The following is a 22,028-nucleotide window of genomic DNA, read 5'->3' on the forward strand; positions in this document are numbered from 1 at the left end:
ATTTTGATGAAAATATTGATAGTGAGCATGCGCTCTATATAGCGCTAGGATGTACTTGCTTGAATAGACTTTATCCAATTAAGTAAAATGGAATAACAATGTTCCAAATTAAGAATGTAACTACGCAGAAAAATAGCTGAAATGAAATAAATAACACTAAATAAAACAAAAAAAGACAGCCCAATAAATATGCTTTCAAAATTAGTTTCACAAAACCAATTCCAAAGTGTAACGCTATATTCATTCAGTACGATTGTCGATTTATGGCCCACAAACTCACTCTGCGCCACAAGTGTCGAAGCCATTAAAAAATCATTCTTTTCAACAGAATAAATTTCATTTTTAGCAGAAACACTTAGCGATAAGCTCAACCATAATATTCCGAGCACCAGTAATCCACCGACTATGGGATGAAGATGTTTCGGTATTTTTGAGTAATTTTTTGTGGCTAATTTAGTTAACATTTTCAGTCAATACGTCATACTATAAATAATATCCACTGTGACCCACAGTTAAAGATACAAAACGATACATTTATCGCATCATACGCACGAAAAAAAATGCTTTTCAACTCAAGCCAGCGACAACTCATATGCAATTAAAATAAATATGAGTTAGATCAGAAAAAATTAGCGACATTAAACATAAACAACACAATTCATAACAGAAAAAACCGCCATAAAAAACAATTTAAAAACAGATTAAAAACAGCAAATAACAACATGCAGTACGATTATTTACATATGCCACCATAATGCAAATAGCTTAACGGTAGTTTGGGATAATATGATGAGCAGCCAGTTGAGTTTGCAATTCTTTACAACGGCGACGTAACATTTCGCGAAGCAGTAACACCACGGGTGTGACATGTTCGCGTCCTGGGCACACTAAGTATAAATTGACCGACTCGCCGCGATATTCTGGTAACAAGGGCACTAAACGCCCAGCCATAATATCCTCTGCCAAATCTAAGCTCGACTTAAACACTAACCCCTTTCCTGCTACCGCCCAGCGGCGCGCAATTTCAGCATCATTCGCACTACGATTCCCCGTGACGCGAACTTTACATTCCTGGCCATCACGCTCAAATTGCCATTGATCGTGAGTTCTCTCATCTAACTTATAAAACAAGCAATTATGTTGTGTTAGCTGCTCTAAGGTTTCGGGTTGACCAAATTTAGCAAGATAGTCCGGCGATGCACATAACACTCTGTCGGCACTGCAAATCGGAAAGGCAACTTGATTAGAATCCTGCGGCTTACCATAACGCACCGCCACATCAATTTTATCGTGGTAAAAACTGCTGATATTGTCGCCTAAATGCAGACGCACTTGCAGCTGTGGAAAATCCAAGAGAAAGTCATCGAGCCAAGGGACAAATAAGTTTCGCCCAAAGTCAGATGAAACCGACAGGCTTAAGGTGCCAGAGACCTTACCTTTATCGCTGGCAATCGCCTGCTCTCCAAGGGCGAGATCACTTAAGGCGCGGCGGCAATGGATCAGGTAACGCTCCCCTTGAGCGGTTAATCTAAGGCTGCGAGTCGTGCGCACAAACAAACTCGTATCAAGCTGTTTTTCAAGACGTTTAATCGCTGCGCTCGCTGAAGCAGCAGAGAGGTCCATTTCGGCCGCTGCGGCCGAAATGCTGCCGCAATCGGCAACGCGAACAAATAAGGCGAGATCATTAAGCAACATGATTATCAAATTTCCTTTGAAAAAATTACAAACTTTACCCCGTTTATCTAAAGGTTAATATTTCACACAATGGTGCTCAATGACAAGTGACAGACATGAGTCGCCAGTGAGGAATGATTATGAGAGCCGTAGGTTACCAAACAGCAGGCGCAGTCAATGCGCATAATGCATTAGAAAACATAACATTAGCCAAACCAACTCCAACGGGTTTTGATTTGTTAGTCGAGGTTAAGGCCATATCGGTTAACCCCGTTGATACCAAGATCCGCGCATCAAGCTCAGCGCCTGCTGGGGAGTATAAAATCCTCGGTTGGGATGCCGTTGGCGTTGTAAAAGCTATCGGGGACAAAGTCAGCCTATTTAAGGTAGGCGATGAAGTTTGGTATGCCGGCGATATTAGCCGCAGTGGCAGCTATGCCGAATATCAGTTAGTGGATGAGCGCATTGTCGGCCATAAACCGCAAACCTTAAGCAACGCACAGGCGGCAGCCTTACCCTTAACCAGTATCACGGCTTGGGAATTGCTGTTTGACCGTTTAGGTCTACCACAAGATGGCTCCGCCACGGATGCACGTATTCTGATTATCGGTGCCGCAGGTGGTGTGGGTTCGATTATCACTCAACTGGCGGTCAAATTGACTGGAGCAGAGGTTATCGGTACCGCATCACGGCCAGAATCAGCAACTTGGGTGCAAACCTTAGGTGCCGATGCAGTGATTAATCACAATAAACCCCTCTCGGAAGAGCTGGCTAAGCTAGATATTGCCGATGTCACCCATGTGATTAGCCTGACTCAAACCGATAAGCACTTTGACGAAATTGTAAAAGTGCTCAAACCACAAGGAAAACTGGCACTGATTGATGATCCGGTAGCCCCGTTAGATGTGATGAAGCTTAAGCGTAAAAGCCTGTCGCTGCATTGGGAGCTGATGTTTACCCGCAGCCTGTATCAAACCGAGGATATGATTGCCCAGCACCATCTACTCAACCGCATTGCAGAGCTTATTGATACCGGTAAAGTAAAAAGCACCTTTGGTGAGCATTACGGCACGATTAATGCGCAAAACTTGCTAAAGGCCCATGCACAAATTGAGTCGGGCAAAGCGATTGGTAAAATTGTGCTTGAGGGATTTAGCCAATGAAAATCACGGTTTTTGCGCAAATCCAAGCGCATTCAGGCCAGAGTGATTCACTCTTTAAAGTCCTCAAACAACTGGTAAGTGACACCCACACCGAGGCAGGCTGTTTGGAGTATACGCTGCATCATTCTTTAGATAATGCTAATCAGTTTTGGATGTATGAAGTGTGGCAATCCCAAGCAGCACTGGATGCGCATATGGCAAGCCCACACTTTAATACCTTTGTCGCCACCTCCGAGCAGTTAGTAGAGAAAGTCGAGATCCATAAGTGTTATGCTTGCTAGCATCACCAACAAGAAAGCGCCAAATTTGGCGCTTTCTATTTTTAAATCAACTGCGTAAATAAAGCTAAACCAACGTCATAGCCATTTTTCGGCGTAGATAAGCAATCTGTTGCATATGGGGTAAATCCTTCGGACAGTTGTCTTGGCAGCCAAGCAAGGTCATACACCCAAACACCCCATCCTGATTACCGATCACATGGTAAAAATCCTCCGCAGTGCGGGCATCACGGCTATCGAGTTCAAAGCGGGCAATTTTCATCATGCCAACTGCACCGACAAAGGTCTCGCGCATTTGCTTGGTCGCGCAGGCTGATACGCAAACGCCACACTCGACGCAGCGCTCCAACTCATACAGGCGAGCAGCTTCTTCAGGAGCCATAGGATCTTCGAGGCGATGAATGCTGATATCATTCGCCTTAGGATGTAACCATAGCTTTAACCGCTCAGCGAGTTCACGCATAAATTTACCTGTGTTAACCGATAAATCACCGATCAATTCAAAGCCAGGTAACGGCATCAGGGTAATCTCACCCTTGGGATATTTGGCGGTTAAGGTGCGGCAAGCTAATGTCGGAAAACCATTGATCACCATGGCACAACTGCCACAAATCCCTGCCCGACAGACAAAGTCAAACTGCAACGACGTATCTTGCTCTTCTCTCAGCTTATTGAGGGCAATAAATACTGTCATCCCCGGCGTTTCGGTGAGCTGGTAACGCACCATTTTCGGCTTATCGTTTGGCTCCTGTGGATCATAACGAAAAATATTAAAGGTTAACTGGCGACCTTGGGTCATTATGATTTTTCTCCTAACGCATTGGCAGAGGGTTTTTGTAAGGTATCACTTAAACGTTCATTTTTAGCTTGCAGGCTGGGTGGCAGCTCGAAAGGCATCAGCGCCGCTTGGCGTTGATAGCGATCGGCATCCTCCCCAAGCCCAGCCAAAATTTCAGCAATTTGTTGCTCACGTTTAGCGGTATCGGGGTGAGCAATCGCATTGTCGATACCATAACCCCGGTATCCCGGTGGCAGTTCCATCTTCATCACATCTAGCGGCTCGTAGCTCAATACGGGTTCCAACGCATTGGCATCAGGCCAACTGGCGAGGGTGCGATTAAGCCAATCGCGGTCATTACGCTGCGGATAATCCTCACGGGCATGGGCACCGCGGCTTTCGGTGCGAGCTGCCGCACCACAGGCTACGGTCAGCGCGACTTTGAGCATACGCTTTACCCTCAATGCCTCCACCAGCTCTGGGTTGGCGTGGCGTTTTTTACACTTAATGCCGAGTTTGCGTGAACGTTCAAGCAGGGCTTTAAGCTCAGTCACCGCTTTATCGAGTTCAGGCCCATTACGGAAAATCCCTACGTAATCCATCATAATCCGCTGCATTGCGTGCTTAAGCTCGAAGGGGTTTTCGTGACCATCACCATCGACTAAGGTATCGATTTCAGTCTGCACCTGCTGCATAAACTTTTCGGCAAGCGCTGTGTTGATTTCAAGGCTATTATTTTCACAAAAATCAGCAACATACTTGCCAATAATCATACCGCCCACTACGGTTTCGGCGAGCGAGTTACCACCTAAGCGGTTAAAGCCATGCATATCCCAACAGGCGGCTTCGCCCACGCTGAACAGGCCCTTAAGCTGCGGACTCTCGCCGGTGGCTTTGGTGCGAATGCCACCCATGGAGTAATGCTGAGTCGGACGCACGGGTATCCAATCCTTCGCAGGGTCGATCCCAAGGAAGTTCTCACAAATTTCTTGCACTTCACGCAGGTTGGTTTCGATATGTTTGCGCCCCAGCAGGGTGATATCGAGCCATAAATGTGGGCCATAGGGACTATCGACGCCCTTACCTTTACGCATATGTTCGGTCATGCGCCGTGATACCACGTCCCGCGATGCCAGTTCTTTTTTCTCAGGCTCATAGTCCGGCATAAAACGATAACCGTCTTTATCCCGCAGCAAACCGCCGTCACCGCGGCAACCCTCAGTGGTTAAAATGCCAACGGGCACAATCGCCGTGGGGTGGAATTGCACCGCTTCCATATTGCCAAGCGTTGCCACGCCCGTTTCGAGCGCTAGCGCCTGCCCTATGCCTTCGCAGATAATCGCATTGGTTGACACTTCATAAATCCGGCCATAACCGCCGGTGGCGATGGTGGTTGATTTCGCCACATAAGCACGCAACTCGCCCGTGATTAAACAGCGGGCAATCACCCCGTGACAACGCTCTCCATCGTGGATAATCGCCAGCGCTTCGACGCGCTCATGGACCGGAATATCCATCGAAATCGCTTTGTTATCCATGGCATAGAGTAAAGAGTGGCCGGTACCGTCGGCGGTATAGCAGGTGCGCCATTTTTTGGTGCCACCAAAGTCGCGGGCATTAATTAACCCATGGGCTTCTTCGGCTTCCTGTAGAGTAACTTTTTGTGCGTTAACAATGACTTCCCGTGGACCAGCACTAACACGTGACCAAGGCACCCCCCAGTTGGCTAACTCACGTACTGCCTTTGGCGCACAGTGGGCAAACATTCTCGCGACCTCTTGATCGCAGCCCCAGTCCGAACCTTTCACAGTGTCTTGAAAGTGCACATCTTCATCATCACCCATGCCTTTAACTGCGTTGCCAAGGCTTGCCTGCATTCCCCCCTGCGCTGCGGCGGAGTGAGAACGTTTGGCAGGAATAAGCGATAGCACTAAGGTATCCAGCCCACGCTCTTTAGAGGCAATGGCTACCCTTAGCCCTGCCAATCCGGCACCAACCACTAATGAATCGGTATAAATCAGTTTCACGCCTGCTCCTTAACGGGTACTGCTGTTATTGTTTTAGGACAACACTCTTTTGTTATATTTCGCTCAACTCGCATGGGGTAAAAATGCCAATAAAGAGGCAATCCCTACAGTGATAAACGCGATACTCACAATCGTTTTGATCTTACGTAAACGGCTGCGACTATTAAGATCCCGCGCCGCGCCCCACTTCAGTGCCACGCGGTAAACCCCGATGGCCGCATGTAACTCCACCGTCAGTAATAGCGGCAGATACACCATCCACACGCCTTGGTTCCAAATCCGCTCGGCGCTGCCCTGCGGACCTATGGTTTCAGGCGCCGAGCCGATAAGCCACAGATGCACCGGCAGCAATAACAGGATCACCACACCCGTAATGGCCTGCCAGCGCCACAGGCGAGTATCGCTGTGATTGATCACTTGCATCTGCTGTTGCAGCGCCCTTTGCTGACGCAAACTCATCGGTAGCTTCTGCAATGCCACTAGCACATGCACTAACGCTAAAGCGCCGATACCGATGGCAATACAAGTCACCACCCAGGGATAGCCATGACCATCACTAGAGAGAAAACTTAGCTCCATAGTGCGAGCCACCCAGTTCATAGCATCGCCACCCAACAAAATGGACGACACCAACACTAAGTGACTCCATAAAAACACCGCCAAAATGACACCCGACACACTCTGGCTTAAATCCAGCCACGCACTCCATTTTTTTATACTTAGTTTGATTGCCATTGCTTTCGCCTCGCGCCACAGGCTCTATTGAGCCAAGCTCATTAAGTGATCTTTAAAAATTAATATCGCTCACAAATCCAACAACAAACCTGAGTTAGATCAACTAGGAGGCGAATAATTAATCGAATGCTTAACTATTAGCGATAGAACCAATAAAAACGAGTGGCAGCGACACAAAATCCTGCTGCGAATTATCTCAGTGCAACGCGCGCAGCAGGGTTGGCATTCAAATTACTGGGGCACATAGGGCTGCACAGGAACAGTCAACTCGCTGCCGATCAACATATAAGTAACTAAGCTAGCGCTACCTAGGCACAACAAATAGATAATCAATACCTTAGCGAGTTTACGTAAGCCGGAGCGTTGAGTGGTAATGCCCCACTTAACTGCCACACGGTACAAACCAATCATGGCGTGGATCACCACTGCGGGCAGCAATAAGGCATAAAGCAGCCAAGCATTATCGTGATAAACACGCTCGGCGGATAAATGTGGGCCAATCTCAGGATTTAAGATCATGGTAAACAGATGTACAGGCACCAGGAAAAACAGAATAAAGCCAGTAATGAGCTGCCAAAACCATGCATGGGTATCACGGTGATTAATGCCACCTAAATGCGAGCGCAATGCCCGCCACTGACCCAGTTGTGCCGGAAACCGCCTAAGCGCAACTGCGGCATGCAATATCACCACTAACAGCATAAAAACCGAGAAGACTTTAGTAACCATCGGAAAGCCATGGCCTGTACTACTAAACATACCGCCTTCAAGCAGTTGTACTACTTGGTAAAATGCCTCTTTGCCCAGCAAAATGCTCGACTCGAAGTGCATATGCAACAACAGGAAGCATCCCAACATAATGCCTGTCGCGCTCTGTAATCGATCAGCCTTAGCCGACCAAGGGTGACCTATCCCCTGTGTTTTCACCCTAGTGTGAACGCGCGTTACGCTTATCATCTTGCTTTTACCTTTGATGGTTTGTTGACACCTCTTTGCAAACTACACCATAGCAGCAACAAAATACCCGGCTGAGTGTCACAGATTTAAAGCGTGAGGCAACTCACGGGAGCAGCGTCAACTCTTAGAAGGCGATCACAAAAAGCAAGTAAAAAACCAAACAAAGGTAAAACCAATTAACCATTATATTTCATATGTTTATACTTAAAATCGAAACGACCGGTTCGCATTTTCGCACAAAAAGGATGACTGACTAACTCTTTGTCGGCGTAGAATAAAATCCATTTATCACTCGCCAATCCCCTGCTGCACAGCAACTCATTTATCTAATCGACAATGCGAAATTGCCACCGAATTCTGCAATTTAGCGCGGTTTGGGTATACAATAGCGTGATATTTTTTAACCCTAGCCACAGGATTTAACCCATGCCTTGGATCCAACTCCGCATTAACACTAACAGTGATGATGCAGAAACCATCAGCGACTTACTCATGGAAGAAGGCGCAGTCTCCATTACCTTTGAAGATGGTAAAGACACCCCGATTTTTGAACCTAAACTGGGTGAAACCCCGCTGTGGCGTGATACCGTGGTTGTCGCGCTATTCGAAGCCGATACCGATCTAACCCCAAGCATTGAGATGCTGAAAACCCTGCCGTTTTTAGGTGAACACTTCAGCCATAAAATCGAGCAAATTGAAGACAAAGATTGGGTTCGCGAATGGATGGATAACTACCACCCAATCCAATTTGGTAAACGCCTATGGATATGCCCAAGCTGGCGTGAAGTCCCCGATCCAAGCGCAGTCAACGTGATCTTAGATCCGGGTCTGGCCTTCGGCACAGGCACTCACCCCACGACAGCACTGTGTTTAGAGTGGTTAGACAGCTTAGATCTAAGCAACGAAGAAGTGATCGACTTTGGCTGTGGCTCAGGCATTCTTGCCGTTGCCGCCCTAAAATTGGGCGCGAAAAAAGTCACCGGTATCGACATCGACTATCAAGCCATTGACGCCTCAAAAGCCAATGCCGAGCGTAACGATGTCGCCGACCAACTCGAGCTTTACCTGCCTGAAGATCAACCCGCCGATCTTAAGGCCGATGTATTAGTTGCCAATATTCTCGCAGGCCCACTGCGCGAACTTGCCCCCCTTATCGCCGACCGAGTCAAAACAGGCGGTAAATTAGCCCTCTCTGGACTCCTAAAAGAGCAAGCGCAAGAAATCTCTGACTTTTATAGCCAATGGTTCGACATGGACGAAGCGGCTCACAAAGAAGATTGGAGCCGCTTGACAGGTACGCGCAAATAACGCTAAAGGGTGGCGCAACATGCGCCACCACTGGCTTAGGCTTATTTTGTCGATGACTTCTCAAGGCTAAAAAGTCAAGAAAAAAAATTGCTCCTAGGTCATTTATTGACCTTTTCACGGCCAATAAAAAGGGCTACTATAGCGCCCCTTTGAAGAGCTAAGGTGAAACAGTAAATGCAGATTGGACCCTATCAACTGAAGAATCAGCTGATCGTGGCACCAATGGCAGGTGTCACCGATCAAGCTTTCCGTAATCTCTGTCTTCGTTATGGTGCAGCCTTAGCGGTGTCGGAGATGCTTTCATCCAATCCTGAGGTTTGGGATACGGATAAAAGCCGCCAGCGTATGACACATTCTGGTGAGGAAGGTATTCGCTCAGTGCAAATTGCAGGTGCAGATCCAGAGTTAATGGCGCAGGCCGCCCAGTTCAACGTTGAACAAGGCGCCCATATCATTGATATCAACATGGGATGTCCTGCAAAAAAAGTGAATAAAAAGCTGGCTGGCTCAGCCCTAATGCAAAATCCACCCCTCGTAAAAGACATTTTACAAGCCGTGGTAGCTGCAGTAGATGTGCCCGTTACGTTAAAAATTCGCACAGGCTGGGAGCCTGAACACAGGAACGGTGTTCAAATCGCCCAGATTGCCGAGGATTGTGGCATCGCCTCGCTGGCCGTTCATGGCCGGACGAGACAATGCATGTACAAAGGCGACGCCGAGTACGACACCATTAAAGCAATTAAACAGAATGTCTCGATTCCTGTTGTCGCAAACGGGGATATCGACAGTCCGGAGAAAGCCCGCTTTGTGCTGGATTACACCGGTGTCGATGCTCTGATGATAGGACGGGGTGCTCAAGGACGACCTTGGATTTTCAGAGAAATCCAGCACTACTTGGAGACGGGTAATAAGCTAGCGCCCATTGAGGTGGTAGAACAGCGTCAAGTGATGCTGGAACACCTCACCAAACTTTATGATTTATATGGTGAATATAAGGGTATCCGCTTCGCCAGAAAACATATCGGATGGTACCTAGACCAGGAGGATCAGCGCCAATTTCGGGCTGACTTTAATCAGCTGGAAACCGCTGCAGAACAGTATTCCCTCGTGGAATATTATTTTGATGAATTAGTAAAGAATTAATAAAGAGCAGAATAGAATGTTTGATCAGACAACTAACACAGAAGTTCACCAGCTTACCGTTGGCAAAATCGAAACAGCAAACGGCACTATCAAGCCCCAGTTATTACGTGACGCTGTTAAGCGTGCCGTAACTAACTTCTTCGCACAGTTGGACGGTCAGGAAGCACAAGAAGTGTATGAAATGGTGCTAAGTGAAGTTGAAGCACCTCTGCTTGACATCATCATGCAACACACTCGCGGCAACCAAACCCGCGCAGCAAACATGCTAGGTATCAACCGCGGTACTCTGCGTAAGAAATTAAAGAAATATGGCATGAACTAAGATTTTCTCTTAGGTTGTTGTAAGAAAACGGGTTTTTTCTCACGAAAAAGCCCGTTTTTGCTTATATGTACCCCCATATGTACCCCCGTTGTTTGATTGCCTCTGCGTTTTATCCTCACAAATTCACCCCTAAAAGATTTCATGGAAAAATTTTTAGTTGTCGCGAATGCGGCCTTTTTACTAAAACGCCCTAAAATTTCGCTTTTACTTGCGCCGCCCTCAACATTCATTTCCGCGCACTCAAGCGCTATGAATACGAGGAGAAACGAATGACAAACGTCAATTTAGCAATGATGGACACAGATGTTGCCAGTGAGCTTGTGTTCGACCGTATAGTTAAGGAAAAAGAGCGTCGTCTCATTACTTCGATAAGTAGGGCCGAGGCCTTTCAACTCGAACGCAAAGGCATGTATCCAAGACGCAGAAGGATCTCAAATCGTTCAGTAGGATGGTTGCTTTCCGAGCTACTTCATTGGGTCAAATCAAGAGAGGCCGTTAACTCAAATAACCAAATTGAAGGCGCGAAATAATGCCGAGCGATCGCGTTAATCAGTCAATTGAATTTGACATCAACCCATTGATAGGCATCACTGACATGTGCGCAGCATTGCAAAAGAGTCGCGCCACTGTCCATAGATGGGTTAAAACGCAAAAGCTTATCGCGCCAGTCTATCGTAATAGGCGCACCCTCGGCTGGTGCCCGAATGAATTTAAACGCTGGCAGTTAAGCCAAGACAACGCCCCAAAACACTAACGCTTCTATGCACGCTGGTGGCCAAACCACCAGCGAATAGGTATTAATTTTTAACCGCAAACAATGCCCTCAACGCCCAGATTCGAAATCAAACACTAAAATCCCCGAAAATTTAATTTTTAGTTGCATCTTAAGCAAACTCCTCGACGCAAGCGGCAAAAACCCTTTGAAGCCTAGGAGAGACGAATGAATACATCCTTCTTTACACCTGAATCTGAGCCCAATGAGATTGTCATCAATGAACAACAGCGCCGATTCATTACATCGGTAAGTCGAGCGCACGCCTTTCAATTGGAGCGACTTGGGCAATTCCCTCAGCGCATCAAGCTAAATGCAAATACTAACGTTTGGAAGCTCAGCGAAATAGTCGCATGGGTGCGCGCCTGCCCCGTGGTAGAGCTAAAGCAAATGGAGGGCAATCAATGACTCAATCAACTGTGGCTAACGTCAAGCGACCAAAGAAAATTCGACTATGCGAGTACATCGCATTAACTCATACCGTTGAGCCTGTTCTCACCTGCGCGCAAATCGCCGCTCGACTAGGTCGGAATACCAAAACAGTGAGGCGTTGGCTGCAACAGGGCGAGGATGCACCTAGAGCATTTAAAGACCAAAACCAATGGATGGTAAGGCTATCAGATTATCTACGCTGGGAAAGTCAAGCTAAGCGATAGCTTTAGCCGAGGATACAAGGGCAACACGTTGCCCTTTTCTTAATGTTGAAGTGAGACAACTTGGGCTGTTCTAGCGGGTTGTCGAATTGAATAAATCGAAATAAATACGCTGAAAACTGGATGCCATAAGGCTTACAGCTTGAGCCGTTACGATTTTACACTAGGTAATTAAATATTATTATGCCTCAAGCTTTTGTTAAGAGACCTGCTTTAACTATTTCACCGAATACAAAGCCTGCGGTATTGCCCAGTATCACACCAACGGTAGACGTCGTAATAGAAGGCCGCGTATGGAAAGTAATGTCATTTCGCTCAGGGATTAATCGACCATTGCTTAACAAGCTATACAGTGTTCTCAGCGCTTTCCTGTCGTGGCATTCTAAGGCTTATATGATCCGTTTCGATATCTCGCTATATGACTCCTTACCTCACAATCATAAAATCAGTAAACTCAGAAGCATTGTTGTTAAGTCGCTGGAATCATATTACCAATCGACCGTAGTTTTCGGCTGGGTAAGAGAACAAAACAGCACTGACGACAAATGCCATTATCACTGCTTTGTGTTACTCAATGGCCATAAAGCCAATAGCACTAATACCACCTTTGACATTGTGCAGCACGCCTTGGCCTTAGTTGTAGATATCAACGCCTATTTCCCCGAAAATTGCGACTATGAGATTCAACGTAATTCGCTTGCATCCTTTCAAAAAGCGCTATTCAGGCTTAGTTATTTAGCTAAAAATGACTCAAAAGATGGCAAGCCAAGCACCGCCAAAGGTTATTACTTTAGCCACATCGAGCATAAACGATAAAATGGCCGACTTTCAGTCTACCCCCTCGTTTATTTAACTCATCGTAACTTTGCTACAAATAATGTTAAAATAAAGTTAACCGTTGTTCTGCTTTTTAAATATTTAGATTTTTAATGCACAATCCTGATCAAACACCCTAGGTAAAAAATCTATTTTTCAAATAATTAAGCTTTAGAAATTTCTAAAAGCTGATCAAAAAATTCGTAGCATAGTCCTGTGATCACTTTTTTGTGATCACTCAAGCCAGCCAATTCCAAAGCATATGTATGGGGATTGTAATGAAAGCGACTTTCAGTCTGGAACAAAATGCAGGTTAGAACGCATGTCACAACGCAGTATTTTCTGCTAAGTGCAATCCGCTCCATAACAGAGCGGCACTTTAGGAAATGTTAAATCAGTAAGGTCATATTTAAAAAAGCCGACATCAATGGCCCAAAACTAAGCATAACGCATTAGCAGCAATGGCATACACCGATACGCTTAACCGTGTATTGCGATACGTAACGCGCTCTCATATCGCCATTCAAGGTGCATAAAACTGAGGCCAGACAATTACGGTTTAAAATCCTGACATAAACGTATCGACAAAGCGTTTAAATTTATCCGTGATAATGGGTAGCACCCGCTTGCGCTGCAATAAGGTCGGCTTAGTCTCTAAGGCGTCGGCAAAATCCTCTCGCAGCGGCATTTCATCACTTAACTCATAACGCGCCACCAGCTTGAGTAGGCGCTCTTGGTTGAGCTGCTGCTCTTGAGCAAGCGCTTCTAACGCGAGACGCTTTTCCTTTTCCCAGAAAAATTCAAATTCTTCCTCTACGTCGCCGCTCGCTGGTATGCCGTCTAGGTGGTCATTGATAAACTTCTCGATCAATGCTTTTTTGCTCAAGAGGGTTGGATCAGCCGCTACAAGGTTGGCGATAACTTGGCGTTTTTTAATTTTGCCTTCGTCGCTATCCTCATCATGAAGGTCGCGCAATAGCTGCAAAATATAGGCGACATTGACCTCATCGCGGTGCAATAGCTCCAATTCAAAATCAACATCGTCTAAAACTGACACTTTTTCTTTGGTTGAGTTCTCGCGGATCTGGCGGCTTAAGTCAGCATACTTACTGGTAAAATCTTGAAAGGTTTGCTCATCCATGCCCGTCTCGGCCATATCAAAATCGGCAAAGTTGCTTAGCATGTTTTTAAGCTGTAATAACTTTCTAAATTGCAATACAAACAGCTTTTGCGCGTCTTCGTCGGGCAAGGTATCAACATCATCCACGGTTGGCGTAATTGCCAATAGCGCGGCATGGGCCCTGTTAAAATCAGCAAGCAACTCGTTGTAGGATGGGGTCTCGATGTCTTCTTTAGGCTGTTTATTAGAAAACAGCGTAAACGCCTCGTCGGCGGCTTTTTTAAGGTTTCTAAAGCAAACGATATTACCGTGGGACTTTGTCTCGTCTAACAATCGATTAGTGCGCGAGAATGCTTGAATAAGGCCATGCTGCTTAAGACTTTTATCTACATACAAGGTATTGAGCTTAGGCGCGTCAAAACCCGTTAAGAACATATTAACCACCAGCAAGATATCGATTTCTTTCGCCTTTACCCGTTTGGCAATGTTCTTGTAGTAATCGTAAAACAGCTTAGTGTCGGAGGTGTTATAACTAGAGCCAAACATGGCATTGTAGTCGGCAATAAAGCCCTCTAATTTATCGCGGCTATGCAGTTTGCTCGCTTGCCCTTCATTGAGATACTTAGCGGCAACCTCACGTACCTCATCCACATCGCTACCGCCGAGTTCGTATTCCTCTTCTTCGTTTGCCTCATAGCTAAAAATGGTTGCAACTTTAAGGTTATGCTTACCCTCAGCCTTTTTCTTAGCGAACAATTCATAATATTGAATGAGTTCAGGCACGCCCGACACGCACAGCATGGCATTGTAAGCGCGGCTATGGGTCTTGCGATTGTGATTCGCAATAATGTAATCGGTAATCTTCTCTAAGCGCGCTGGCGAGCTTAAAAGCTCCTTGGTGTCGATGTCTTCCACTTCAATATCGAGATTATTATTCGAGCCGTCTTTGTACTGGTAACGCCCGACATACTCGATAGCGAACTTAAGCACGTTTTGGTCGCGAATCGCATCAACAATCACATAGGTGTGCAAACACTCGCCAAATAAATCCTTGGTCGTCTTTTTGATTGATTTCTTAGCAATGGCATTTTTAGTAAATATCGGCGTCCCCGTGAATCCAAATAGCTGAGCCGCTTTAAAGAATTGAGTAATGTTTAAGTGGGTGTCGCCAAACTGGCTGCGATGGCATTCATCAAAAATAAACACGATGCGCTTGTGTTTCAATGCGGCCATTTCATCAAGATAGCGCTTTTTCGTTACCACATTGTTGAGTTTTTGCAGCGTTGTAACCACCAGCTTAGTATTGCGATTGAGGTTTTCCTTTTGCCCCTTACGCGGCGTCACAGCCTTATCCAGTAGCTGGTGGAACAGCACCTTAGTATTGTCGGTGCTATCAACACAGCCTTTCGAGAAGGCGTTAAACTCAAGGGCGGTTTGATAATCAAGGTCTTTTCGATCCACCACAAACACGACTTTGTCGACTTCGCTTAATGACGTAATAATTTGCGCCGCTTTAAACGAGGTCAGGGTCTTACCTGAGCCCGTTGTATGCCAAATATAGCCATTAGGATAGCGCTGTTCATCTTGGGGCTCTGTCGATTCTTGCACCTGCTTAACAATCGCCTCAACCGCATAAAACTGATAGGGGCGCAGCACCATCAAGCACTTTTCCGTCTCGTTCAATACGATGTATTTACACAGCATGGCCGTAAGGTGGGCGGGTTGTAAAAATGCACTCGCAAACTCAGGCAACTTAGCAATGCGCCGATTATTAACATCGGTCCAATCAAAAGTTTGCTTAGCGGATAACTCACTGTTATTGGCAAAATACTGCGTATTCACCCCATTAGATATCACAAACAGCTGCACATAATTAAACAACGCGTGATTGGCATGATAGGAGTGCTTTTGGTAACGCTTAACTTGATTAAACGCCTGCTTAAGCTCAAGCCCTCGACGCTTCAACTCAATTTGCACCAAGGGCAAACCGTTAACCAAAATCGTCACGTCATAACGATTAAGGTAAACGCCTTTAACGGTAATTTGCTGGGCGACTTGAAAATGGTTCCGATGAGGCTTCCCCAGCTCAGGTGTGTCAAATAACAAGGTCAAATGACAGCTATCGCCGTTATCAAGGCTGACATCCAGCTGGTCGCGCAGCATCTTAGCCTTGCTAAAAATATTACCGCCCTCAAGCTTACCCAACACCTGTGTAAACTCGCGATCAGACAACACGATGCCATTCACCCGCTCAAGCTGCTTTTTCAGGTTCGCCAGTAGCGCGGCATTATCTGGCAGGCTCACAACCTCAAAGCCTTGCGTGCTGAGCTGTTTGATTAGGTTGTTTTCAAGTTGCTGTTCTGATTGGTAATCCATAGCGTCGTATTGCCTTCCTTAGCGGTGTTAGTTCTGTTGTGTATTATTTTTAGTGGTATAGCCCTGCTCTGGGTGGTTCGGCACTGTCGGGTAGGCTAAATATAATTGCTGCCGTTTTACCATTTCTCTTAGATAATTTTTTCTAAGCGTGTCCGGCTTCATCGTGAGTAAAAGGGCAATGTCGGCAAGCTTTAGACAACGCGGCTCCGCAGCTTGGCAAAGTTCAACAATCACTTGCTCAATCGACGCCTTGGTTCTTTTGCGTTCAGATTGCGCGAGGAGCGGTTGGGTAATTTGCTTTAAATTTGCCCATAAATGTTGAGCCTGCTTATCGAAAGCGGCCTCATGAGCCGGAGCTAAGTCCGGACCACAATTACCCATGTCCGGAGCTAGGTCCGGACTTCTATTGTCGATATCCGGAGTCAGGTCCGGACCTCTATTGTCGATATCCACTGCGTGCTCATCAGTGCTGTCGGTGTCGCTATGTTCAGCGTCAGTAGCGAGCACTGTCGAATCCGCCGCAAATAGCGAAAGCTGCACGTCTGTGGGCGATGTTACAAAGCTAATGCTTTTGCCTGCATTATTATCAGGCGCAGGCACCTCAATGCCTTTTAAATGATAAATCTTGCTTTTGTGTTGACCAGATGACTCTAAATAGCCGCCAGAAACCAGCTGGCTTAAGGCAATGGTCACTTCACGGGTATGCTCAGAGGTCAGCGAGCAAATACGCTCATGGTTAAACCACGCCTCTGTCATCGCGGTGATTAATATCGTACGTTTAAGCTGGCTTAATTGATTAAAGCCCGCGCCAAATCGTGCCACCAGCCGCTGAATTAGCTCTTCTGAGACAATATTCACCATGCGCAATTCGAGCAAGGTCTGGCCTAACACATCATTTTCATACAGGTGCGGTATCTGCCAGTCTTGCCGCTTACAATTGCGGTAGATGTTAGGTACGCCTGAGCCCGCTTTTTCACTTAAGCCGATGTTTAAAAACATTTGATGAATAGCGGGGTTGCGGCATTGGCTATTGCCGCCTGCGATGGCTTCCTGTATGGGTACACGCATTAAACCCTGATTACGAAAGCCAATAAAATCCGGATGTTTTTCTATCAAAATATTGCCATCAGCCGTGTAATCGGCATGGGCAAGAGTATTGACTAAGGCTTCGCGGATTGCCTCATGGGCGGGGGTATGGTCAATACGTTGATCGCCTACAAGGCCAAAAGGCACCTTGAGATCTGCCGTCAGCTTGCGATACACCTTACGATAAAAATCAAAGGCATTACCCGACCATGAGCCATCGGTATAAATGCGGTCAACCCAGCGTTCGTTGTGCCCATCCTGTTCGCGGTAATCTAACGCGTAAGAGGGCAAGGCATCTTGCAGCGCCTGCCATGTACCAAACATCACAATGCCCGCTAGCGTGAGCCCTTGCTTACCCGTAGCCCTGTCTTTGCGCCACGCCCGTATCGACTCCAGAAACTTAAGGTCGTTGTAGGTCAAAAACACATGATCCGGTTTTGCCGCCACAAACATCTGCCGATATACCCGCAGGCTTTCAGCATCAACATCTTCTAAGCCGAAATGTTCAAAAATCCGGTTATCACGCACTTCCTCTTGCTCGGCCAACATACGCTGAATGGCAAGCTGTTGGCACTTTTGGTCGGTCTCATAACGGCGCACATAAGTGCCATTAAGGGGATTGCCATTAATAAATACGGGGCGGCTTTCACGGGGGGCACGCGGCACCTGAATGGCAATCACGGTTTTGCCCTCAAGCGTTGCTAAGCGCACATTGGCCTCACTCAGCAGGTTAACACTGACTTTTTGCGGATTATTGACTATATCCCACAGGTTTTTCAGTAAGGGCGCAGGCTGCGCGATACCTTCAACGCTGAACTGACCTTTTTTTTCTTTCACCCCCAACAAAATCAACCCGCCACGGGTATTGGCAAAGGCGCTATAGCTTTCCCACATATCATGGGGCAGTGCACCTTTGCCATCACGCCCACTGGCAAGCTTGCATTCAAGCTCAACGCTCTCTTGTAGTGTGGCGATATCAATTTCTTGGGGTTGATTAGTTTCGGTCATTCCGCTTTTATCCTTAACGCGCCCTAGACAAACATCTGCTGCAATAAGCCTTTTTTAAATTGCTTGGTTTGCTCGATTTGCTCGGCTACGGCCACGATTTTGTTATCTATGGATTGCAAGAATTGAGCGATTTTTTGTTGTTCGGCCAAGCAAGGATAAGGGCAAGGCAATGACATTAAATCAGCGCTAGATATATTCATACGATCATGCCTTGCACCAAAGTTAGCTACAGAGTTCATATAGCGATACCATGTAGAGCCCTTAAAAAAGTACTCAATAAAATCTAGATTCACGTTGTTCTTAAAACGAAATACCGAGTACAACGGGGACATGACACCTTTTTTCACATGATTACGACCGATAGGACCAACTGGAGCATATTCAGATATGCGTGGGTTATAAACAAAGTCGTCAATGTTGACCACGTAGTAATTATCCGTGTTATCAGCGTTGGCTATATCCTTATCAAAATAATCTTGTTGTGCAATAATGCCGTGCTTAGCTGAGTTGGTTAAAGCATCTTTAACCAGCCGCCCCTTGTTTTTTTCGGTACATTTAGAAGCCAATACATTTAACGGCCTCTCCTCCCACTCAGGAAACGCATTACCGTTTTCGTCTTTGAAGCGCAGCCGCTGACTAAACAGCTGTTGCATTACGCCTTTTTTGTACTCGTTAAGCAGGCGATTCTTTTCGGTAAGCTGGCTAATTTTGCTATCGACGGCAGTGAGGAAGTCAGCGATTTTTTGCTGTTCGCTTAGCTTAGGGTAACGAACCGGAATTTTTTTTAGCTCAGAAATAGGGATTTCTTTCAATGCTGAGCCATTTTTCCGTTTATCGAATATGTCACGAGAACTCTCACTATTTAAATATAACTCTAAAAAGCGAGGGTCAATAATATCAAGTTTGGGTGATACTCTTGCGACTCCCCTAGTCAAGTTGCAGCCCTCGAGTTCTGAATTAACTAGTTTAGTAAGACCGATTTCACCACGCAGTGCGATCATCAGTTCATCTTTTTCTAAAATGGTCTTTTTGTATGACTGGCTAATTTCTACACTAGTTTTGATCAATTCGTTTGTATTAATTTTTTCTTTAGTTAAATCCATTACACGAATACAAGGAACACCATCATCTACGTATTCTCCAGTTTGAACGATGCCATAAGAGATATTTTTTGCAGAAACTTCTTGAAGGTCGCTCTCTGACCACTTATCTGTGAAATCGAAAAATCTTAAACTTGGCAAGCTAGATACAGGCATCAAAAACCTCCAAACGGCTTATCAATGCCTAATTCAACACAGAATTTTTCAATCATCTTATCGGTTTCGCGCATGGATTTATCATTGGCCACCAGCTGTTTCGCCACTTGGGCTAAATCGACTGCGTCTTCATCCTCAAAGGTATCGACATAGCGCGGGATATTAAGGTTGTAGTCGTTATCCTTAAGCTCAGCAGGGCTGGCAACATGGGCAAATTTAGCGATGGATTCACGCTTGGCGACCGCGTTCAAAATGCGCTCTAAATCCTCTTCGCGCATCAGGTTGTTATTGGTGCCCTTTTCAAAGTATTGGCTGGCATCGATAAACAGCACATTGTCATCGGCTTGGCGGTGCTTGTTAAACACCAGTACGCAGGTGGGGATGGAGGTGCCAAAAAAGATATTGGCAGGTAAGCCAATCACCATATCGAGGTAATTTTTATCTTTAATCAGGTGCTGGCGGATATGGCCTTCGGCCGCGCCGCGAAACAGCACGCCATGGGGCAATACCACGGCCATGGTGCCGTTATCGCTCAGCTGGTGGAGCATATGCAGTACAAAGGCAAAATCGGCCTTAGATTGGGGCGCAAGCTTGCCATAGTCGGCAAAACGGTCGTTATTCAGGTGCAATGGGCTGGCGGACCATGTCGCCGAAAACGGCGGGTTAGCCACCACGGCATCAAAGCGCAAATCCAAATGCTGCGGCGCTTCTAAGGTGTCATCGTTTTGAATATCAAAACGGTTGTAGTGCACGTCATGCATAATCATATTCATGCGCGCAAGGTTATAGGTACTGGGGTTTTGCTCTTGGCCATAAAATTTAAGGTCGGGATTATTGGCCTCTTTAGCGACCCTAAGCAGCAATGAGCCGGAACCACAGGTGGGGTCATATACACTTTTCAGGTTTGGGTTATTTTGGGTCACTAACTTGGCGAGCAATTTAGAGACCATCTGCGGGGTGTAAAACTCCCCCGCCTTTTTACCCGCGCCACTGGCAAACATACCAATCAGGTATTCGTAGGCATCGCCAAGGATGTCGATTTCAGTGCGTTCAAGGTGAAAGTCGATATTGTCTAAGTGCGCTAACACCTGCGCAATTAGCTTGTTGCGCGCATCAGGGTTTTTGCCGAGCTTATTTGAAGTTAAGTCAAGCTCATCAAACAGGCCATTAAAGTCATCGGCGCTGTCTTCACCCATGGTGCTTTGCTCGATATGGTTAAGCACGTTGGTCAAATCATCGAGAATAAACTGGCCGTTTTCACCGCGCTCAGCAAGCACATGAAACAACTCTGACGGCTTAAAGAAATAGCCGAGGTTATCGAGGGATTCTTCTTTAACGGCGTCTAACAGCTCTTTGCCGTCGGCGCTCGTTTCATCAATTTTCGCAAAATGTAAACCGTCTTGCTTAAGCAGGAGGTCAGCATAACGATTAAGCTTGTCAGACAGGTATTTGTAGAAAATCAGCCCTAAGATGTAATCACGGAAATCGTCAGCCGACATGTTGCCGCGTAGGGTGTTAGCAATGTTCCAAAGCTGCTTTTTTAGCTCTTGTTGATGTTGTTCGACCATGATAACTCAGTATAAAAATGGGGTGTTATGCACCAATAATGGCCTCGATTATACACAATACTCCTTAGCGTATTCAGTGCGAGATCAAAAAGATACTAAGCGCTTAACGGTATTGACAACCTGACGTTATAAAGAAGACATCAATCCTCCTTGCCACGTTAACAATCAATATCAATTTAAATGCGGCTAAAAACAGAATTAACGCGCAATAATGGAAATAAGGTGTAGATGACTCAGTGCGGATTACGTCGCTCTGATGCATTGTTAGCCTGCTTTAATGGGGTTAATGAAGAGCACTTTCTCAGCAGGGTTGAGCTCTAAGCCACGCCCCTATATTCAGTGAGATGACTTTTGCGGGTAATACGGGTTGCGACTATAGATAGCCATAACACCCCTAAGGTATTACCTAATAGCAGCTCTACGATGCAAGACGTAAAACCGAGAGCGTTAAGCTTAGTGGTGAAGGTTTAACACAGTCAGGCAATGAGCACGGATCCTTAAGCTAAATATACGCCAACCAGCCAAACTGACGATATCGAGGCTTTCGGCTCATTAATACACTATTCCTTGTTCGCGCTCTTTCTGCATATCAGCTTTCATTGCGCGCAACTGCGCATCGGTCAAGGGAATAGCGGCCTCCTCAACCATGGCATCATAATTTTCATCAGGGGTAACTTCGTAACCCATGTTTTGCAAAACCCCAATCATCTTGGGTATTGAGCATATAACCGCATCCCCGCCCTCATGGGAAATATGCCCACACAGCATGAATCCATCAAGAATATGTGAAAGACTGCGGATATACTCAGGAGGGACCGAGTCGAATTCATACGGGGCGTTGATCTCCTTCTCATAAGAGCGGCGCATACCCCGAGGCTCAGCCACCAGCAAAAACACATCGACCTCGCCATCGACTAACAGCCTTACTGTTGTCATCTAAACCTCCAATCCGTTGTTTGGGTGCCAATTATCTGAGCCAATCAATACA

Annotated in this window: 21 protein-coding genes; 10 read left to right on the forward strand and 11 right to left on the reverse strand. The window is 46.2% G+C overall.

Annotation, left to right across the window (positions count from 1 at the left end):
• Positions 1-44: 44 nt before the first annotated feature.
• Both HG547_RS08370 and HG547_RS08375 read right to left on the reverse strand, forming a co-directional pair.
• Complete coding sequence (locus tag HG547_RS08370; RefSeq protein WP_047534356.1) at positions 45-464, reverse strand: hypothetical protein; 420 nt, start codon at positions 462-464, stop codon at positions 45-47.
• A 301-nt stretch (positions 465-765) separates the two neighbouring features.
• Positions 766-1,695, reverse strand: coding sequence for a LysR family transcriptional regulator (locus HG547_RS08375; RefSeq protein ID WP_037426378.1), 930 nt, complete (start codon positions 1,693-1,695; stop codon positions 766-768).
• Between the two features lie 119 nt (positions 1,696-1,814).
• On the opposite strand from HG547_RS08375, the gene HG547_RS08380 reads away from it, so the two are divergent.
• Together HG547_RS08380 and HG547_RS08385 are read left to right on the forward strand one after the other, a co-directional pair.
• On the forward strand, positions 1,815-2,837 hold the full coding sequence (locus HG547_RS08380) for a zinc-binding alcohol dehydrogenase family protein (RefSeq protein WP_055648724.1): 1,023 nt from the start codon (positions 1,815-1,817) through the stop codon (positions 2,835-2,837).
• The gene (locus HG547_RS08385; RefSeq protein WP_169547590.1) at positions 2,834-3,118 is read left to right on the forward strand and encodes a putative quinol monooxygenase; all 285 of its coding nucleotides are present in this window, start codon (positions 2,834-2,836) and stop codon (positions 3,116-3,118) included. Before HG547_RS08380 ends, HG547_RS08385 begins: the two co-directional genes overlap by 4 nt.
• Before the next feature lie 64 nt (positions 3,119-3,182).
• Here HG547_RS08385 and HG547_RS08390 read toward each other — a convergent pair whose 3' ends face one another.
• The 4 genes from HG547_RS08390 to HG547_RS08405 form a co-directional block, all read right to left on the reverse strand.
• Positions 3,183-3,914: a fumarate reductase iron-sulfur subunit gene (locus tag HG547_RS08390; protein WP_037413651.1), complete on the reverse strand. Its 732-nt coding sequence runs from the start codon at positions 3,912-3,914 to the stop codon at positions 3,183-3,185.
• Positions 3,914-5,920, reverse strand: coding sequence for a fumarate reductase flavoprotein subunit (locus tag HG547_RS08395; protein WP_169547591.1), 2,007 nt, complete (start codon positions 5,918-5,920; stop codon positions 3,914-3,916). The genes HG547_RS08390 and HG547_RS08395 overlap by 1 nt, the downstream gene beginning before the upstream one ends.
• A 63-nt stretch (positions 5,921-5,983) precedes the next feature.
• Entirely contained in the window at positions 5,984-6,655 is a 672-nt protein-coding gene (locus HG547_RS08400) for a fumarate reductase cytochrome b subunit (RefSeq protein WP_169547592.1), read from the reverse strand.
• A 231-nt stretch (positions 6,656-6,886) separates the two neighbouring features.
• A complete protein-coding gene (locus tag HG547_RS08405) occupies positions 6,887-7,612 on the reverse strand; it encodes a fumarate reductase cytochrome b subunit (RefSeq protein WP_037426389.1) in 726 nt (241 codons plus the stop codon).
• A 426-nt stretch (positions 7,613-8,038) separates the two neighbouring features.
• Here HG547_RS08405 and prmA point away from each other — a divergent pair, with 426 nt between their 5' ends.
• The 8 genes from prmA to HG547_RS08445 all read left to right on the forward strand — a co-directional run bounded on the left by prmA (position 8,039) and on the right by HG547_RS08445 (position 12,626).
• Positions 8,039-8,920, forward strand: a complete 882-nt coding sequence (prmA, locus tag HG547_RS08410) for a 50S ribosomal protein L11 methyltransferase (protein WP_037413663.1) — start codon at positions 8,039-8,041, stop codon at positions 8,918-8,920.
• 174 nt (positions 8,921-9,094) lie between these two features.
• Positions 9,095-10,063, forward strand: coding sequence for a tRNA dihydrouridine synthase DusB (gene dusB, locus HG547_RS08415; protein ID WP_037413666.1), 969 nt, complete (start codon positions 9,095-9,097; stop codon positions 10,061-10,063).
• A 16-nt stretch (positions 10,064-10,079) separates the two neighbouring features.
• The gene (fis, locus tag HG547_RS08420) at positions 10,080-10,385 is read left to right on the forward strand and encodes a DNA-binding transcriptional regulator Fis (RefSeq protein WP_006083371.1); all 306 of its coding nucleotides are present in this window, start codon (positions 10,080-10,082) and stop codon (positions 10,383-10,385) included.
• Between the two features lie 269 nt (positions 10,386-10,654).
• Entirely contained in the window at positions 10,655-10,915 is a 261-nt protein-coding gene (locus tag HG547_RS08425; RefSeq protein ID WP_023268966.1) for an AlpA family phage regulatory protein, read from the forward strand.
• Positions 10,915-11,139, forward strand: a complete 225-nt coding sequence (locus HG547_RS08430) for a hypothetical protein (protein ID WP_023268967.1) — start codon at positions 10,915-10,917, stop codon at positions 11,137-11,139. The genes HG547_RS08425 and HG547_RS08430 overlap by 1 nt, the downstream gene beginning before the upstream one ends.
• 186 nt (positions 11,140-11,325) lie before the next feature.
• The gene (locus tag HG547_RS08435) at positions 11,326-11,565 is read left to right on the forward strand and encodes an AlpA family phage regulatory protein (RefSeq protein WP_088211923.1); all 240 of its coding nucleotides are present in this window, start codon (positions 11,326-11,328) and stop codon (positions 11,563-11,565) included.
• Positions 11,562-11,813 carry a helix-turn-helix domain-containing protein gene (locus tag HG547_RS08440; protein ID WP_169547593.1) on the forward strand — a complete coding sequence of 84 codons (252 nt, stop codon included), beginning with the start codon at positions 11,562-11,564 and terminating at the stop codon, positions 11,811-11,813. The genes HG547_RS08435 and HG547_RS08440 overlap by 4 nt, the downstream gene beginning before the upstream one ends.
• Positions 11,814-12,113: 300 nt before the next feature.
• Positions 12,114-12,626, forward strand: a complete 513-nt coding sequence (locus HG547_RS08445) for an inovirus-type Gp2 protein (protein WP_169547594.1) — start codon at positions 12,114-12,116, stop codon at positions 12,624-12,626.
• Between the two features lie 559 nt (positions 12,627-13,185).
• Here the strand turns inward: HG547_RS08445 and HG547_RS08450 are convergent.
• From HG547_RS08450 to HG547_RS08470, 5 genes are all read right to left on the reverse strand, one after another.
• On the reverse strand, positions 13,186-16,122 hold the full coding sequence (locus tag HG547_RS08450) for a type I restriction endonuclease subunit R (protein WP_169547595.1): 2,937 nt from the start codon (positions 16,120-16,122) through the stop codon (positions 13,186-13,188).
• 27 nt (positions 16,123-16,149) lie between these two features.
• Positions 16,150-18,216, reverse strand: coding sequence for an RNA-binding domain-containing protein (locus HG547_RS08455; protein WP_169547596.1), 2,067 nt, complete (start codon positions 18,214-18,216; stop codon positions 16,150-16,152).
• 23 nt (positions 18,217-18,239) lie between these two features.
• On the reverse strand, positions 18,240-19,472 hold the full coding sequence (locus tag HG547_RS08460) for a restriction endonuclease subunit S (protein ID WP_169547597.1): 1,233 nt from the start codon (positions 19,470-19,472) through the stop codon (positions 18,240-18,242).
• Positions 19,472-21,040, reverse strand: a complete 1,569-nt coding sequence (locus HG547_RS08465; RefSeq protein ID WP_169547598.1) for a type I restriction-modification system subunit M — start codon at positions 21,038-21,040, stop codon at positions 19,472-19,474. The genes HG547_RS08460 and HG547_RS08465 overlap by 1 nt, the downstream gene beginning before the upstream one ends.
• A gap of 552 nt (positions 21,041-21,592) precedes the next feature.
• Positions 21,593-21,976, reverse strand: a complete 384-nt coding sequence (locus tag HG547_RS08470) for a hypothetical protein (protein ID WP_169547599.1) — start codon at positions 21,974-21,976, stop codon at positions 21,593-21,595.
• Between the last annotated feature and the right edge of the window lie 52 nt (positions 21,977-22,028).

The organism is Shewanella sp. DNRA4 (assembly GCF_012843185.1).
GTDB lineage: Bacteria > Pseudomonadota > Gammaproteobacteria > Enterobacterales > Shewanellaceae > Shewanella > Shewanella xiamenensis.